Origin of the sequence: Meiothermus granaticius NBRC 107808, assembly GCF_003574355.1 — a bacterium.
GTDB lineage: Bacteria > Deinococcota > Deinococci > Deinococcales > Thermaceae > Meiothermus > Meiothermus granaticius.
Genome location: NZ_QWLB01000015.1, coordinates 1 through 15288 on the forward strand (window position 1 = coordinate 1; position 15288 = coordinate 15288).

Sequence of the window (15288 nt, forward strand, 5' to 3'; positions counted from 1 at the left end):
CCAGCGCCCCCTCCACCCCCTTCAAGCGCTCGCCCAGCCGCCCACGGTAGGCCTCGAGCAGGTGCCAGCCCAGCACCACAGGGTCACGGCACTCCTCCCCCAGGGAGAGCCACACCCCCCCATAGGACGCCAGCAGGGTGGACTTCCCATAGCCGGCCCCTGCGGCCAACACCAGCACCGGGCTCTGGGCGAATCCATGCCGTAAGCGCTGTAGGGCCCGCTCGCGGCGCACCTCTCGAGCGGTGCGCGGGGGCAACAGGTGGGTTTGGGGGACACGGTAGGGCATGTTGGTCTAGGGGTCGTAACAGATAAGCCTAGATTACCCCCTCCTTCGTAATCGGTATCAAACCCCGCACCCCCACTCGAGCACCTTCACAAACTGTCGGCCATTCCAGCGCCAGACCGTGCTACCCACGCCCTCGTGCATCCAGTCTTCGGTGATGATTTCCATCTTGCCGTCGCCGTCCAGGTCGAGGATGGCCCCTATGCGGCGGGTAATCACCGTGGGCATCCCCTCGGTGCCGTCAAAGGGCTTGTCGAGATGGGTCACATCCAGCACAAAAGTCCGCAGGTCGGTATCGCTGAGCAACTTACGAACCATCACCAGGCCATAGTCGCCCACCTCCTGGGCGTAGCGCCCCTCGACTCTGCCCTCACCAATCGAGAAGCCCGGTTGATTCGCACTCAGGATCACCTCCTCACGTCCGTCGCCGTCCAGGTCGGTACGCAGGGCTTGGGTGATGTTAGGAGCCTTCTTTATGTTGAGGCGGGCCAGTTCGGCAGCCACCACCCGACGGTGCGCGGCGGCAGGGGCAAACGAAGTTACCGCCCGCGGCTGGGGGTTCCAGGGCGCCGAGAGGGCATAGGCGGGGTACTGCATGGCGCGGCGCTCGAGCAGCGTCAGGGGCGTTTCCCGGTTCCAGTCGCAGATATCCGGGGTTTTCAACCCTCCAGCCCCCTGGGCCTGGTTGATGCGACCCAGGGGCCCAAACACCTGGTAGCGCCGGGCCTCGAGGCGGGTTAACTTTTCGGCCTGGATAAAGCGGCCTCCCTGATAAGCCCCCACCACCACGGCATTCCCTGCATCGTTCAGGCGCAGCAGCACCGCACCTTGCGGGGCTTGCGCCACCGAAAAACCCAGCACCAACACCACGCTCCAGATCTTCTGCATACGGTCAGGGTAGCAGAGCGGGGTCCGCTAGCCTCGAGCCTCCCCCAGCTCCTCCTCCACGGTGCGGAAGCCTTCTAGGGCGGCCTCGAGGTCGGCGATGATTTCCCGCGCCAGCACCTCCGGCGGGGGCAGGTTCAGGGAGTCCTCGAGGCCCTTGTCCTTGAGCCAGAAGATGTCCAGGTTGGCCTTGTCGCGGGCGACCAGCTCGTCGTAGCTGAAGCGGCGGAAGCGTTCGGTTTCTTGGCGCCCGTGGCGGGCCTCGGGGTTGTAACAGGCCAGGAAGTCGGAGAGGTCTTTGTCAGAAAGCGGGTTGGTCTTCAGGGTGAAGTTGAGGTTGGTGCGGAGGTCGTAGACCCAGAGTTCGCGGGTCCAGGGGGTTTCGCTGGCGGGCCGTTTCTCGAAGAACAGCACATTGGCCTTGACCCCCTGGGCATAAAAGATGCCGGTAGGCAGGCGCAGCAGGGTATGTACCTCGCAGTCGTGCAGCAGCCGGCGGCGGATGGTCTCGCCGGCCCCGCCCTCGAACAGCACGTTATCCGGCAGCACCACCGCGGCCTTGCCGCCAATCTTCAGCACGGTTTTGATGTGCTGCAAGAAGTTGAGCTGCTTGTTGGAGGTGGTGGCGATGAAGTCGTCGCGCTCGTAGACCACCTTCTCGCGGCTGGCCTTGCCGTTCTCGGTGCTGGTGCTGGCCTCGATGGCGCTCTTCTTGCCAAAGGGCGGGTTAGCCAGCACCACATCGTAGCGGGTGCCGGGGTCGGCGGCCAGCGAGTCGGCGGCGCGGATGGGGCTGTGCAGGCCGCCGATACCGTGCAGATACATGTTCATGGCCGCCAGCCGCACCACGCTATCCACGATGTCAACCCCGAACAGGGTGTGCTCGCGCAAAAAGATCTTCTGGTCGCGGTCTAAGGGCAGCCCGGAGAGGTATTCGTAGGCCGCCAGCAGGAAGCCCCCCGTGCCGCAGGCGGGGTCGAAGACGGTCTGGCCCGGCTCGAGCCGCAGGGCCTGCACCATGGCCCGGATCAGGGGCCGGGGGGTGAAATACTGCCCCGCCCCGCCCTTCACGTCCTCGGCGTTTTTTTGCAGCAGGCCCTCGTAAATCTCGCCCTTGATGTCAATATCCAGCCCCGACCAGTCCTCCGAGTCTATGAGCCCCACCAGGCGCCGCAGCAAGGCGGGCTGAGTGATCTTGTTCTGGGCCTTGTTGAAGATGGTTTGGAGGATGGTGGCTTGCTGAGCCTCTTTGAGTCGCCCCAGCTCGGCCAGGATGTGCTGGTAGTGCACCTGGAGCGCGTCGCCGTCCAGCCGAACCAGGCTGGCCCAGTTGTACTCCGGCGGAATCAGGCTGGGCCGCCCCACCGAGGCCGTCTCGTAGTCGAGCTTGAGGAACAGCAGGTAGGTAATTTGTTCGACATAGTCGCCATACCCCACGCCTGCATCGCGCAGCACGTGGGCATAGTTCCAAACCTTGCCGATCAGGGAGGAAGCGGGCGTGGACATGCTGCTAAAGGATACCGCGCGGGGCCAAAATGTTGATGGGCGAACCCTCGAGCCCAGCGCGGCTGTGTTAGACTTTTACCATGAAGACGGCGGGCAAAAACACCGCGACCCGCGCCAAAAAGGGGGCCGGGAAAACCTCCGCGAAGGCCGTGGCAGCCAAGGCTGTAGCCGGTAAGGCCATACCGGCAAAGCCCAAGACTAAACCGGCGCTCACCGACAAGCAGATGCGGGCGATGCTGAAGGAAATCCTCGAGGAAAACAAGAGGACTTTTGAAGCCCTAGCCAAGCTCTAGAGCAATGCCCAGAACCTATTACAGATACCGTGGGAGCAGGTTCCTCACGGTGGCTTCTATTGTTGAGGCTCATGATGAAGTGATAAGCTGGAGCGGCGGAATGCCCGGTATCAAAGACGCAGGTGCGCTCGAAAGTGCTGCCCTGCGCCCCAGGGCTTCCGCAGGTGGGCAGGATGCCTACCCGACCTTCTTTACCAAGGTCGCGGCGGTAGGCTTCGCCATCGCTCAGGGCCACGTGTTCTCCGATGGGAATAAGCGCACTTCCCTTGCCACTATGCTCTGGACCTTACGGGCCAATAGTTACCGGATAACTCCCAGCCAGGACGCAGGCACGACGGTCATGGTTTTGGTCGCCACCGGGAACCTCACCATCGAAGGACTGCGCGTGGCCCTGATCCACTGGTGCGGCCTGAACCCCGGAGAGGCCAGCCTCTAAAGCAGCAGGGCTTGGGCTTTCCTCTTGCCGCTGCCCTTTTTGCCCCCTTCGGCCTGCCGCGCCGCCCGGATGCGTTCCAGCAGCACCGCCGCCGGTTCGTCCGCCGGGTCTTGCGGCACCAGCCGCCCGCTAAAGGCCTCCCTCAACACCGCCTGCCGCAACCGCTCGGCCCGCTTAAGGCTGGCCCGAATGGCCTCCTCGGTTTTGTCGGCTTCGGACAGGAGGCGGTCTACTTCCTGAACGATGAAGCTCACCTCCTTAATGTTTGGCAGAACTATACGCAAGCTGGCGACCTTGGACAAACTCAGGGTGTATAGGCCAGAGGTAGAACTGGCCACACTCATGATAAGTTGTCTACCTAAAAGAGAAAGCAAAAATATTAGCCCCCAACGGTTTAGGCTCTTTTCAACTAAGCGCACCTTGATGATGTGATTTTGGTGAACACAGGGCTTCACGCTACCATCCCATAACGCGACTCTTCCGATTTGGTCTGGACTTCCGTTGCCTTCGACAACAAGCAGGTCGCCTGGTTCGAGAAGGGTTCTCTCCAGTTCTTCAGTTTCAATCCCAATAAGTTCAATATCATCAAGCCTAAGTTCATCAGCGTAAACATTTGCTACACGAAGGTATGGAAGTTTGGTTTCGAGTTTTTCGCGTTTTGGATTCTTAGTTAATCCCCCAGAAATAAATCCAAGTTGTTCAAGTGAAGTCCACACCCAACCCTCAGGCAGTTCCGGAAGTTCCCTCGAGTCCACCCCTTCGGGTTCCACATAGCGCGCCTTCCACTTGTCGTCTTGCGGTATTTTGCCCTTGGCTTGCATTTTGGCGAGTTCGGCTTCCTCCCAGCGCTGGCGGCGTTCGGCCAGTATGCGCTTTAGCAGCTCCGAGGCGGGTTCTAGCTGGCCCTGGTTGGCCTCGCGCCACTCCCGGCTAAGCTCGCCCTCCACCGCCGCCTTCAGCACCGCCTGCCGGTAGCGCTTTAGCTTGGAAAGGGCCGCCTCGAGGCTCTGCACCGCGCTATCCAACTCGGAAAAAAGGGCCTCGAGTTTCTCGACGATGCGACGTTGCTCCTCGAGGGGTGGAAGAGGTATTGGAAGCTCACGGATATGGCTCAAGTTAACACGAGGTCTGGTTGTTCCCTTTGTCTCTCCTGCAAAGTGTTTCAACGCAGAGGGCGCATAGTTAATGGCGTACACAAGAAACTGGTTTGAAATGAAAACATGACTAATACGCAGCCTTACTATGTCAGCAACTATCACTCCACGACCCAAAGATTTTGGACTTAGACACGCCTTACCCAGAGGTATCCCTAGTTTCGTTATCAAGACATCTTCTGGTTGAAAGTTGTGGCGCGAGAGTTGTTCCGCCTTTTCGGAGGTGATGAACTTTATTTCTTTGAAAATAAACTTGTTTCTACTTATGTTCTGCAATCGAACGATGGGAACACCAGCATCTGTGTACTCACTAGCCTTAAGGTTTGACCCAAACGGCCCATCAACTATATCAGCGTTTGGGTTAAGACAAACGTCGGCCAATCTAACCCAAGCCCACCCCACTGGCAATTCCTGTTCCTGGATTGCCTCGGCCTCGAGGGGTTCGGTCATGCTGGGTGTGCCTTCCTTCATTCGGGCCATAGCTTACCAATACCGATGATGCTAAGGACTGCACTAACAGTTGTTTTGCTTCATCCAGACGGCAAATCTTGCTGTTCTAGAATCCCTGTCCCCGCCTCGATTACATCGCTCATGCCTCACCTGTTTTGAGGGTTTCTAGAATGGCCTCCACCGCTACGCGCAGGGGCTCGAGTTCGTTCTCGACCACGTCCCACAGCACCCGGTCATCGGTGTCGAAGTAGGCGTGAATCAGGATGTCGCGCATCCCAGCGATGAGCTTCCACTCGATCTCCGGGCGCAGGTCGCGCACCTCCTGGGGGAGCTCCTTGACCGCTTCCCCGATTACCAAAAAGTTGCGGATGACGGCGTGCAGTACCAGGGCGTTTTGCGAGAAGGCCGGGTAGTCCAGCCCCTCGGTGAAGGCCTGGATGTACCGGATGGCGCTCAGGATGTCGTTTAGGTACAGCCGGTATCTAGGCGACACGCCGCAAATCCCCCTGAATGGCCTGGCGCAGGGCAGGTTTGAGGCTCTGGAAGGTGGCGAGGTCCACCGGCGAGCCCAGCCAGGATTCCAGCAGGAGCTTGAGCCCCACGAAGCTTTTGAGGGTGTAGTGCTCTAACTCCACCACAAAATCTATGTCGCTCCCCACCTTGGCCTCGCCTCGAGCCACCGAGCCGAAGACGTATAACCCCTTCAGGCCCAGGGCTTCCAGCTCGGGGCGGTGGGATTCCAGGGTGGTTCGCAGTTCGTCCAGCCGCATGGCCTTAGTTTACGCCGCCAGGGCCTCGGTGAGTTCGTGCATCAGCCGCTCAAGGTCGGGGCCGAACAGCTTACGCGCCCGGTACGACCCGCCCCGGCCCTGGAAAGGGGTCAGGTCGAGGTCGCTCTCCTCCACGCTCAAAGAGGTGGCGATGTGGTCGGCCATCATCCGCAGCCATTCGGTTTGCTCCTCGGTGAAGCGCCCCGGCTGGCGGGCCAGCCAGACCTCGAAGCGTTCGGCCACGGTCTCGGGGTAGGGGCGCAAGAGGGCTTCTTGCTCCAGCGCGAAGCGCACCAGGCTGATCAGGTCGGTGAGGACCCGCTCGGGCCGCGAACGCCGAACCCGCTCGGGATTCAGGCGCTCAAAGGCCGCCCACAGCACCTCGGGGGTAAGCTGCGGGTTGCTTTGGGCCAGGGCTGCGGCCAGCTCCTTGACCATCCTGAAGCTGACCCGTTGCTGGGCCTGGGGCTGGTTCAGCAGGATTTGCAGGGCGGTAATCTCGTCCTTGTGCTGCTCGAGGAACTGCCGGAAGGTCTGGGTGAGCTTGAGGGCGTGGTGCTGGGCCGGGCCGAAATAGGTGAGCCGGTCCTGGGTCAGGATGTCGAGGGTCTGCACACTGCGTCGCTGGAGGGCATTCAGGGCCTGGCGCAGCTCGGGGTTGTAGATGGGCGCGGTGGCCTCGTAGACCAGTTGCTCGGCGGCGGCCTTCAGCGCGGCCTCGCTGGGGTCGGGATGGGTCTGCTGGGCCAGGGCGCGGGCCTGGTCGGGGTCTACAGCGTTCAGCAGGCGGGCGGCCATCTGGTGGAGGTCCAGGCCGCCGCTGTGGGTGCGGAGGGCCTCGAGGTCGGCGGGGGTGGCCTCCTTGGCCAGGCGGCTCAGGCGGCTGGCCAGCGAGGTCAGGTTGGCCTCGGTGTGCTCGCCCATCACGATGCGCTCCATCAGCTTGTCGAAGGGCACGCTCTTTTTGCGCTCCAGGGGCTGGCTTTCTTCCTTGAAGCTCTCGGTCACGCCCACCGCGTCCACCAGCACAAAGTGGGTCTTGTGCCGGGCGTCGGCGCTTACGGATTGCAGGTCGCTGGGGTCAATGCTGCGGGTGCCGCGCCCCTTCATCTGCTCGTAGTAAATTTTGGACTTCACATCGCGCATGAACAGCAGGCACTCCAGCGGCTTGATGTCGGTGCCGGTGCTGATCATGTCCACCGTCACCGCGATGCGCGGGTAGTAGGCGGTGCGGAAGTCCTTGATGAGCTGCTCGGGGTTGTCGGCGCTGTAGGTGATCTTCTTGGCGAAGTCGTTGCCCTTGCCAAACTCCTCGCGCACGATGTTCACAAGGTCCTCGGCGTGGCTGTCGTCCTTGGCGAAGATCAGGGTCTTGGGCACCTCCTGACGGCCTGGGAAGAGGTCGGTGAACAACCGGTCGCGGAAGGTGCGGATGACGGTGCGAATCTGGTCTACCGCCACCACCGCCCGGTCGAGCTCGCTGGCCGTGTAAACCAGATCCTCGTCCATGCCCTCCCAGCGCACCTCGCGGGTGGCCTTGTCGCGCTTGCCCAGCAGGTACTCGGGGCTGGCCTCGAGGCGGGCCCCGCCCTCGCCCACCTCGGTACGGATGCGGTACACGTCGAAGCCCACGTTCACCCCCTCGGCCACCGAGCGCTCGTAGGAATACTCCGAGACCAGGTTGCGGTTGAAAAAGCCGAAGGTGAGCTTGCTGGGGGTGGCGGTCAGGCCCACGATAAAGGCGTCGAAGTACTCGAGCACCTGCTTCCAGGTCTTGTAGATGCTGCGGTGGCACTCGTCCACAATGATGAGATCGAAGTATTCCGGCGGCAGGGTGGGCGAATACTCCACCGGGATCACCTCGTCTCCCATCCCCACCTCGTAGGCCGATGCCTCCTCGCCCGCCGGGTCATAGTTTGGCTCGCCTTTGAGCATCGAGTACAGGCGCTGGATGGTGGTGATGGTAACCTTGGCCTCGGGGTCGAGGCGGTTGCTGGTCAGGTTTTGCACGTTGTACAGCTCGGTGAACTTGCGGGGGTCGTCGGGCGGGGTATAGCCCTGGAACTCCCGCAGGGTCTGCCGCCCCAGGTTGCCCCGGTCTACCAGGAACAGGATGCGGCGCACCCCGGCGTATTTGATCAGGCGGTAGCTGGCGGTCACGGCGGTGTAGGTCTTGCCCGCCCCGGTAGCCATCTGGATCAGGGCTTTGGGTCTTCCCTGGGCCAGCGAGGCCTCGAGGCCCTCCACCGCCTCGAGCTGGCAGGCCCGCAGCCCCGCCCTGGCAATGGGGGGCAGCCGCCCCAGCCGCGCCCGCAGGGTCTGGGTCTGGCGCACCCAGTTCAGCAGGGTTTCGGGGCGATGGAAGCTGAAAACCCGCCTCGAGCGGCTCTCGGGGTCCCGCAGGTCTACAAACTGGGTCTCCTTGCCGGTGCTCTCGTAGCCGAAGGGCAGCGGGTCGGCGTGGCGTGCCAGCGAAGCGGGCAGCCCCCCCAGGTACCTGCGGGTCTGCTCCGCCACCCCCGAGAGGGTGGTGCCGGCGGGCTTGGCCTCCACCACCCCGATGGCCTTGCCCTCGGCAAAGAGCAGGTAATCGGCCTCGCCGCCCTCCAGCGGGAACTCCCGCACCGCCACCCCCAGGGCGGCCCGGGGGTTCAGGGCTTGGCGGTCCTGGACGGTCCAGCCTGCGGCCCTCAGGGCCTTGTCAATCTCCAGCCGTGCCAGCTCCTCAGGCGTCATAGCTTGGGTTTCAGTTTACCGAGGGCAGGGCCGGTTTCCGGGTGAGGTTTGAACCTAAGCCTCATCTTGAGGATGGGCTCCCATGTAAGCCCTCGGTAACGCCCATCGGTTACAAAAAGGGCATGTCTCCCGCCCTGCGTCTCCTGCTGGGCCTGGGCCTTGCGGCCCTGAGCGGGGGGCTCTTGGTGCTGGCCTACCCGCCCTACAACCTCTGGCCCCTGGCCTGGGTGGCCCTGCTGCCCATGCTGCTGGCGCAGTTCTGGTTGATGCCGGCGAGGCTCTCGAGCCTGGCCTCGGCCACCACCATGGGCCTGTGGGGCCTGGGCTACTTCGGCCCGGTGTTTGGCGGCAGCGGGCTCTACATGGAGTGGCTCCCCCTGGCCATTTTTCTGATTGCCCTGCTGGGCGATATGGGCGTGCGGGCCTTCCACGAGCGCACCGGCTACCGCTACTTTGTCTGGCAGGGGGTAAGCAACTGGGTGGGCATCGAGATGATCCGGGGCTTTGTGCCCATCGCCGCCACCTGGGGCTTTATCGCCTATACCCAGCACACCCAGCCCTGGCTGATCCAGCCCGTCAGCGTGTTCAGCATTTACGGCATGAGCGCCCTAATTGTACTGGTGAACTTCGTGCTGGGGCAGGGGCTGCTGGGGTTGCTGCACAAAGAAGCCCCCCTCTCGCCCCTTCGGGTGCGGCGCTGGCTCTGGGCCGGGGGGCTGGCGCTCTTGGGCTGGGTGGCCCTCTCGCTCTGGCTCTACCGGCCCGAGGCGGGCACGCTGCGGGTGGCGGCCATCCAGCCCCCCACCTCCCCCATCCTGGCCCAAAACCGCGGAGAGACTGCCCTGGCCGAGGCCACCCTGGCCCGCATGAAGGAGCAGACCCTCGAGGCCGCCCGCCAGGGCGCCCGGCTCATCGTCTGGCCCGAGGGCGCCTTTACCTTCGACCCCCAAACCGAAGACCGCCTGGGCCTGGTGGCGCTGGCGCGGGAAAGCCGGGCCTATCTGGTGGTGGGCTATGTGGTGGTGGTGGGCGAGCGAATCTTCCGCAACGAGGCCACGGTTATCAGCCCAGAGGGGCAGTTTCTGGGCGTCTACGGCAAGGATCACCCGGTACTCTTCGCCGGCGAGACCAGCCCCACCCGGGGCACCTACCCGGTCTACCACACCTCCATAGGCCGCCTGGCCACCCTCATCTGCTACGACCTCGACTTTACCGACACTGCCCGCAAGATGGCCCGCCGGGGTGCCCAGGTGGTGGCGGTTCCCTCGCAGGACTGGGCCACCATCGCCGACAAGCACTACACCCACCTGGTCTTCCGTGCGGTGGAGAACCGCCTCAGCATGGTCAAGGCCGACGGCGGCTTTGACTCGGCCATCCTCGACCCCTGGGGCCGGGTGCGTTCGCTGGCCAGCTTCCCCCAGGGCGGCGAGGCCACCCTGGTTGCCGACGTGCCCCTGGGCCGGGCCAATGCCCCGGCGGTGCGGCTGGGAGACTGGCTGGGGTGGCTGGGGTTGCTGGGCCTGGTGGGGTTTGCGGTGGCCGACCCGATGAGCAGGCGCAAGGGCAAATAGGGCGCTCTTCACATGAAGTGAGCCTCCCGAGAATCCTCTGTCCCAGACAGAACTGTGGCCGCCTGGAAACTCAAAACCCAGGAGTCGGACTGACCGGGGCCCGCCGTCCAGCGAACGCGCTCCAGGGCTTTGCGGATCACCGGCTCCAAGGGGCCTACGGGATTGGGGCCGTCGAGGTTGGGTGGGTTTTGCCAATAAAAAAGAGGCGCGGCGAATCGCCGCACCTAACCCTAAGAACTGTCTCGAGCCAAGGCCACTCAACCGGGCCGACGCTCAGGCCGGGCGCTTCTCCCCCAAGCCTACCGCCCTATGAAAATCACCGCCTGGCCTAGGTCGGAGAGGCGCGGTTTGCAGGTATCCTCGATAGGGGTGAAAGAGAGGGCCACTGGCTGGTTGCCCACTCGCAACACCCGTACCTCGTGAACCGCACGGGCGCATTCGGGCATGTTCGGCGGGACGCCCTTGACCTCGAGGATCATGCGGCTGCCCTCGAACCGGAAGGTGCCGCTGGGGAAGGGAGCAGTGGGCGTGCGGGTGCCCTCGGGGGTCGCGCCCAGTACGAAGCTACCGTCAGGATTGTAGCGGATGTAGCCCATCCCGCCCTGCGGGGCGAACGCCGGGTTGCTCTGGTACTGCTTCCAGACCCCCGCGATGTCGGCAGGATTGGTGGCCAGCACCACACAGGGCACATTCTTGCCCGCTTCGCAGGCCACCAGCGGCGGCCGGGGGGGCTGGGCCTGCGGGGCCTGGGCGGCCACAATGCTGAGGAGAACCAGGGTGCTGAGTGCGAGCTTTTTCATCGTTATACCTCCCGCCCTTTTAGGGACATTTTCATTGAACAAAGGTCGTCCCAGCCGCGCAATAATATTTTCGTACCGCACGTCGTACCATGAATGTAGGGTATGCAAACCGTGACCTTTTTCGGGGGCTGGGTGCGCGAGCGCCGCAGGGAACTCCAGCTCACCCAAAAAAAGCTGGCGCGGCTCTTGGGCTGCGCCCCGGTCACAGTGCAGAAGATCGAGGAGGGCCACCGCCGCCCCTCGCCCCTGCTGGCTGAGGGGCTGGCCAAGCACCTCGAGATCGAGCCGCAAGACCTGGGACGCTTCTTGCGGCTGGCCAGAGCCGAGCCCCCGGTGCCCAGGGCGCTACCAGGACGAACCCTCACGCCCGCTTCCAGCCTGCCCGTCGCGGCCACGGCGCTCCTGGGGCGGGAGCAAGAACTGGCCCTGATCAAGCAGAAACTCCTCGCCGGGCAACCGCGCCTGCTCACCCTCACCGGGCCGCCGGGGGTGGGCAAGACCCGGCTGGCCTTGCAACTGGGCCACGAGCTCAAAGAGGCATTCGCCGACGGGGTGCGCTTTGTGCCGCTGGTCTCGCTGGATTGCCCGGAGCTGGTGCTTCCCACCGTGGCCCGCAGCCTGGGGCTCTCGGAGGGCGGCTCGGGGCTTTCGGCCCGGCTGCAAAAGCACCTGCGCGATCAACAAACCCTGCTGGTGCTGGACAATTTCGAGCACCTGTTGGAGGCGGCGGTAGGGCTCTCGGGGCTGCTCGAGGGCTGCCCCGGCCTGCGGGTTTTGGCCACCAGCCGCCAGGCCTTGCGGCTCTACGGTGAGCAGGAGTGGCCGCTCGAGCCGCTGACGCTGCCGGGGCCGAGCAACCCCACCGCGAATCCGGCGGTACGCCTGTTGGTCGAGCGGGTTCAGGCCTTCGACCCGGCTTTTGCCCTGGACGCCCACAGCGCCGCTGCCATCGCCGAGATCGTGACCCATCTGGATGGCCTCCCGCTGGCCCTCGAACTGGCCGCCGGGCGGCTGCGCTACCTGAGCCCTGGCGAACTGGCCACCCAGCTCCGGATGAAGCCCCTCGCCGCGCTGGGGAGCGGGCCGAGGGACTGGCCCCAGCGCCAGCAGACCATGGCAGGGGCCATCGCCTGGAGCTACGAGCGGCTTGAGGCCCCTTTGCGGCAGGTCTTCCGGCACCTGGGGGTGTTCGTGGGCGGCTTTGACCGGGCTGCTGCTACCGAGGTCGCGGGGGCCAGCCGGGGCGACCTCGAGGCCCTGCTGGATGCCCACCTGATCCGCCGCGAGGGGGGCCGCTTCCACCTGCTCGAGATCCTCCGCGCCTACGCCCTCGAGCAGCTCTCCGCCGAGGAACTGGAAGCCGCCCGCGCAGCCCACCTTCAGCACTACCTGGCCCGGCTCGAGGCCCACCCTGTAGAGGACATGGACTGGCTCGAGGCCGAGATGGGCAACCTGCGGACCGCGCTACGGCGGGTGCTGGAGCGCGGCGAAGCCCGGCTGGCCCTGCGGATGTTGCGCCAGAGCTATTGGTTCTTGGAGGTGCGGGGTTACCAGCGCGAGGGGCTCTCCTGGATGCGAGAAGCGCTGGCCCTGCCCGGCGAGGTCGAGCCGGAGCTACGCATCCACCTGCTCAATCGCGCCGCCACGATGGCCTGGCAGGTGGGGGATTTCGAGCCCGTAGACTCCTGGCTGGATACAGCCCTGGGCCTGAGCCAGGCGGAGGGGCTGACCCACTGGGAGGCCCATCTATTGATGCACCGGGGGCGGGTGGAGATTGAGCGGGGGCACTATCATGCGGCGCTGAGGGTGCTGGAAGAGGCCATCGAGGCCAGCCGCCGGGAGGGTAGTCCCAACTTGATCGCCAGCACGCTACTCCAACTGGCTTACGCCCAGCTACTGCTGGGCAACCTCGAGGCCGCTGGTGCCTTCACCCAGGAGGGGCTGGAGATATGCCGCGAGGTCGGCAACTCCTTTTGGGAAGCCCTACTCCTCGACATCAGGGCACAGCTAGCGATAGGGCGGGGTGAATACGCGGCGGCCCGATCCGACCTGCTCCGGGCACTATCCCTGAGCGAGCACTCGCTCCTGCTGACCCGAGTTCTGGTCTCGCTGGGCGAGGCGCTGGGGCTGGCTCCCGAGGCCGGGCACGAGCAGGTCTTGCAGGCCGCGCGGCTATGGGGGGCGGTGGAGGCCGAGCGCGAGGCCCGGGGCCTACCCTTCTCGGTGCCTGACCAGGCCCGCCTGACGAACTCAGTCGGGCGGGCCAAGACACGGGCCAGCGACCTCGAGTGGAACCTGGCCTGGGCCAGCGGGCGCTCGATGTCGCTGCGCGAAGCGGTGGAGTACGCCCACTTGCTCGAGCGCGAGTACTAACAGGCTTGCAGCGGTTCTTGGAACGAATGCCCCGGGCCCGACTGGGGAAGACCAATGACTCGCTCGGCCTGCCGGTAAACACTCGCGTATAGGACTTCGTGCACAGCCTCGCTCACCGGAGCTGGTAGGGCCTACGAGCCCCTGCTCAAGGAGTTTCTGGGCTACACGGGGCTTGGATTGCTGGGCCTGGTGGGGTTTGCCGTGGTGGATCCGCTCGGTCGGCGGAAGAGGATGAAGATGCGGTGAGGTTTCATCTAGCCGTGCGTCCAGCTTTGTCGCAAGCCTTCAGCTACCGTTGATGTTGAAGGTCGATAGTCCCGACGGTGTCGGGTACACTCCTGGCCGGTAGGATTGCTGGACTATTATCGCAAAGCAAAGCCTGTCGGGTGCACGCAAATGTTGGCCACGGTCTCATGGTGAAGACAACCAACTTGCCAATGTTTGTTTCACACGACTCAAGCGTTCTGATGAAACCTCACCAATCGCACCAAGAAGAATATCACCGGACACAACCGCTAACCTTCCCACCCGAATAACACTTGCCACCTTCAATCCACTTTGAACAAAATCTGGATCGGTTTCTCGCACCAGTTCATCAAAATCTGTCAGATAATGGCGAGTCTGTGATGAAATCATGCAAATCATCCAATCATCATACTCACCCGGAAGTTTTGCCACCAGAAGAGCCGGGCGCAACTTACCTTCTTCAAGATCAGCCTGCGGAAAGCGAAATAAAACAACCTGCCCCGCTTTCTTCATTCAAACGCAACCTTTATATCGGTGAGACTATACAAAGCAGGCTCGTTATCCATATCCTTCAGCGCGGACGACAGTGAGAAATCAAACCATTCTTGCTTCTCCCTTTGTTCCGCCTTCATCCGTAAAAACTGAACGAAATCAAGCAGTTCTTCCTGAAGAGATTGCGGAAGTCCTTGCACTTGTTGATAAATTTTTTCGTCAAGTGTCATGTTATCAAACTCCATTTGTGGTAATGAAGGGACTCTTGTACCCATATTTTACACCCAACCGAATACAAGGACGGTGTAGTATGAAGACGGCTAACGCCTGAGCTAAGCAGCGGCTTCAATCGCGAATCGATTGAACCGTCCGCTTGAGCGAGATGTTAGACCCGCTAGATATTGACCCACGTCTTTCGTGTCTTCATGTACGCATCATCGTTTTCGAAAGCCGCGAACAACTCATCGAAGAACGGGATGTCGTCCCTACCGAGCGCCTGAGCCACGTGCTGAAGCTTGCCTAGAAGCTTTACCCACGCCCGAATGATCTGCAGCACATGGAGCTGACGATGAGGTGCGACCGCCTCGAAAACACCTGTGTTCCTACTTGCATTCTCGACGTCAGTAATCTCTTCGCCGGTCTCGGAAATGTGCAAGACGCTTGAAATAGGACCAATCAAGCTTGAAATCAGTTTCGCATTCCCGACTATCGCGTGCTTTTTCTTTGCTGTTACACGAGACTCGAAAAGCGGCAGATCTACTCGCTCATACCAAGACGCAATCGGATCGGCTTGCCTGTTTGCGCCAACAAGTAGGTCGAAATTGCTATAGCGATCTCCCTCCGCAAACTCACTTAGGAGTTCAACGATAGCCTTGTGAATAGCAGAGGAAGGGAAAGGGTTTGGCCATCCCCGATGCAACGCCATCTTCTCCGCTTTCTCTTGCAATAGATTGAGGTTGTGCCCAATCTCGTTCTTCAGGTACTTGAAGTCAGGGAAGCTTCCCTGCGTCTCGATGTAGTGATCAAGAATGAGACAGAGCTTGCCAATGCGTTCAAGCCCAGTCGAAAGATTTGCGAAAGACTGAAAATAAAGCCCTTTAGAAGCGTAGTTGGCCTGACGGATTTGAGTAGCGCCCGAGCCAAGAAGCTCCTTGGTGAACTGCGCCTCCTTCAAAAGCGCGACGAATGTTTGGTTCAAATGCGCCATGAGCAACCTGCGGGTCTAACTAGTAATTATGCCACACCTGCGGTATGACAAACCCAATAAGCCATTTATGCCGCAAGCTCATACAT

General features: G+C 62.5%; 14 protein-coding genes and 1 pseudogene. 4 read left to right on the forward strand and 11 right to left on the reverse strand.

Going from position 1 to position 15288, the window contains the following annotated elements:
• From Mgrana_RS06740 to Mgrana_RS06750, 3 genes and pseudogenes are all read right to left on the reverse strand, one after another.
• Positions 1-286: pseudogene (locus Mgrana_RS06740) on the reverse strand (hypothetical protein); the annotation flags it as partial.
• Between the two features lie 57 nt (positions 287-343).
• The gene (locus tag Mgrana_RS06745) at positions 344-1171 is read right to left on the reverse strand and encodes a hypothetical protein (RefSeq protein WP_119356845.1); all 828 of its coding nucleotides are present in this window, start codon (positions 1169-1171) and stop codon (positions 344-346) included.
• A 27-nt stretch (positions 1172-1198) separates the two neighbouring features.
• On the reverse strand, positions 1199-2674 hold the full coding sequence (locus Mgrana_RS06750) for a class I SAM-dependent DNA methyltransferase (RefSeq protein WP_119356846.1): 1476 nt from the start codon (positions 2672-2674) through the stop codon (positions 1199-1201).
• Positions 2675-2754: 80 nt separating this feature from the next.
• Between Mgrana_RS06750 and Mgrana_RS06755 the strand changes: the two genes are divergently transcribed.
• Together Mgrana_RS06755 and Mgrana_RS06760 are read left to right on the forward strand one after the other, a co-directional pair.
• Positions 2755-2967: a hypothetical protein gene (locus tag Mgrana_RS06755; RefSeq protein WP_119356847.1), complete on the forward strand. Its 213-nt coding sequence runs from the start codon at positions 2755-2757 to the stop codon at positions 2965-2967.
• 4 nt (positions 2968-2971) lie between these two features.
• Entirely contained in the window at positions 2972-3403 is a 432-nt protein-coding gene (locus Mgrana_RS06760; protein WP_119356848.1) for a type II toxin-antitoxin system death-on-curing family toxin, read from the forward strand.
• Here the strand turns inward: Mgrana_RS06760 and Mgrana_RS06765 are convergent.
• The 4 genes from Mgrana_RS06765 to Mgrana_RS06780 form a co-directional block, all read right to left on the reverse strand.
• A complete protein-coding gene (locus Mgrana_RS06765; RefSeq protein WP_170146417.1) occupies positions 3400-5007 on the reverse strand; it encodes a restriction endonuclease subunit S in 1608 nt (535 codons plus the stop codon). The genes Mgrana_RS06760 and Mgrana_RS06765 overlap by 4 nt on opposite strands.
• A 139-nt stretch (positions 5008-5146) precedes the next feature.
• Entirely contained in the window at positions 5147-5500 is a 354-nt protein-coding gene (locus tag Mgrana_RS06770; protein ID WP_119356850.1) for a HepT-like ribonuclease domain-containing protein, read from the reverse strand.
• Positions 5490-5777 carry a nucleotidyltransferase family protein gene (locus Mgrana_RS06775; protein ID WP_119356851.1) on the reverse strand — a complete coding sequence of 96 codons (288 nt, stop codon included), beginning with the start codon at positions 5775-5777 and terminating at the stop codon, positions 5490-5492. Before Mgrana_RS06775 ends, Mgrana_RS06770 begins: the two co-directional genes overlap by 11 nt.
• Positions 5778-5786: 9 nt before the next feature.
• On the reverse strand, positions 5787-8513 hold the full coding sequence (locus Mgrana_RS06780) for a type I restriction endonuclease subunit R (protein WP_119356852.1): 2727 nt from the start codon (positions 8511-8513) through the stop codon (positions 5787-5789).
• A 122-nt stretch (positions 8514-8635) separates the two neighbouring features.
• Here Mgrana_RS06780 and Mgrana_RS06785 point away from each other — a divergent pair, with 122 nt between their 5' ends.
• Complete coding sequence (locus Mgrana_RS06785; RefSeq protein WP_119356853.1) at positions 8636-10084, forward strand: apolipoprotein N-acyltransferase; 1449 nt, start codon at positions 8636-8638, stop codon at positions 10082-10084.
• Between the two features lie 299 nt (positions 10085-10383).
• Here the strand turns inward: Mgrana_RS06785 and Mgrana_RS06790 are convergent, their stop codons facing one another.
• Positions 10384-10884 carry a hypothetical protein gene (locus tag Mgrana_RS06790; RefSeq protein ID WP_119356854.1) on the reverse strand — a complete coding sequence of 167 codons (501 nt, stop codon included), beginning with the start codon at positions 10882-10884 and terminating at the stop codon, positions 10384-10386.
• 102 nt (positions 10885-10986) lie between these two features.
• Here Mgrana_RS06790 and Mgrana_RS06795 point away from each other — a divergent pair, with 102 nt between their 5' ends.
• A complete protein-coding gene (locus tag Mgrana_RS06795; RefSeq protein WP_119356855.1) occupies positions 10987-13257 on the forward strand; it encodes an ATP-binding protein in 2271 nt (756 codons plus the stop codon).
• 411 nt (positions 13258-13668) lie between these two features.
• On the opposite strand, the gene Mgrana_RS06800 is transcribed toward Mgrana_RS06795, so the two are convergent.
• The 3 genes from Mgrana_RS06800 to Mgrana_RS06810 all read right to left on the reverse strand — a co-directional run bounded on the left by Mgrana_RS06800 (position 13669) and on the right by Mgrana_RS06810 (position 15202).
• Positions 13669-14016, reverse strand: a complete 348-nt coding sequence (locus Mgrana_RS06800; protein ID WP_119356856.1) for a type II toxin-antitoxin system PemK/MazF family toxin — start codon at positions 14014-14016, stop codon at positions 13669-13671.
• Entirely contained in the window at positions 14013-14240 is a 228-nt protein-coding gene (locus Mgrana_RS06805) for a DUF2281 domain-containing protein (RefSeq protein ID WP_170146418.1), read from the reverse strand. The genes Mgrana_RS06800 and Mgrana_RS06805 overlap by 4 nt, the downstream gene beginning before the upstream one ends.
• Positions 14241-14389: 149 nt before the next feature.
• Positions 14390-15202 (reverse strand): hypothetical protein, encoded by an 813-nt coding sequence (locus Mgrana_RS06810; protein ID WP_119356858.1) that lies wholly within the window; start codon positions 15200-15202, stop codon positions 14390-14392.
• Positions 15203-15288: the final 86 nt, after the last annotated feature.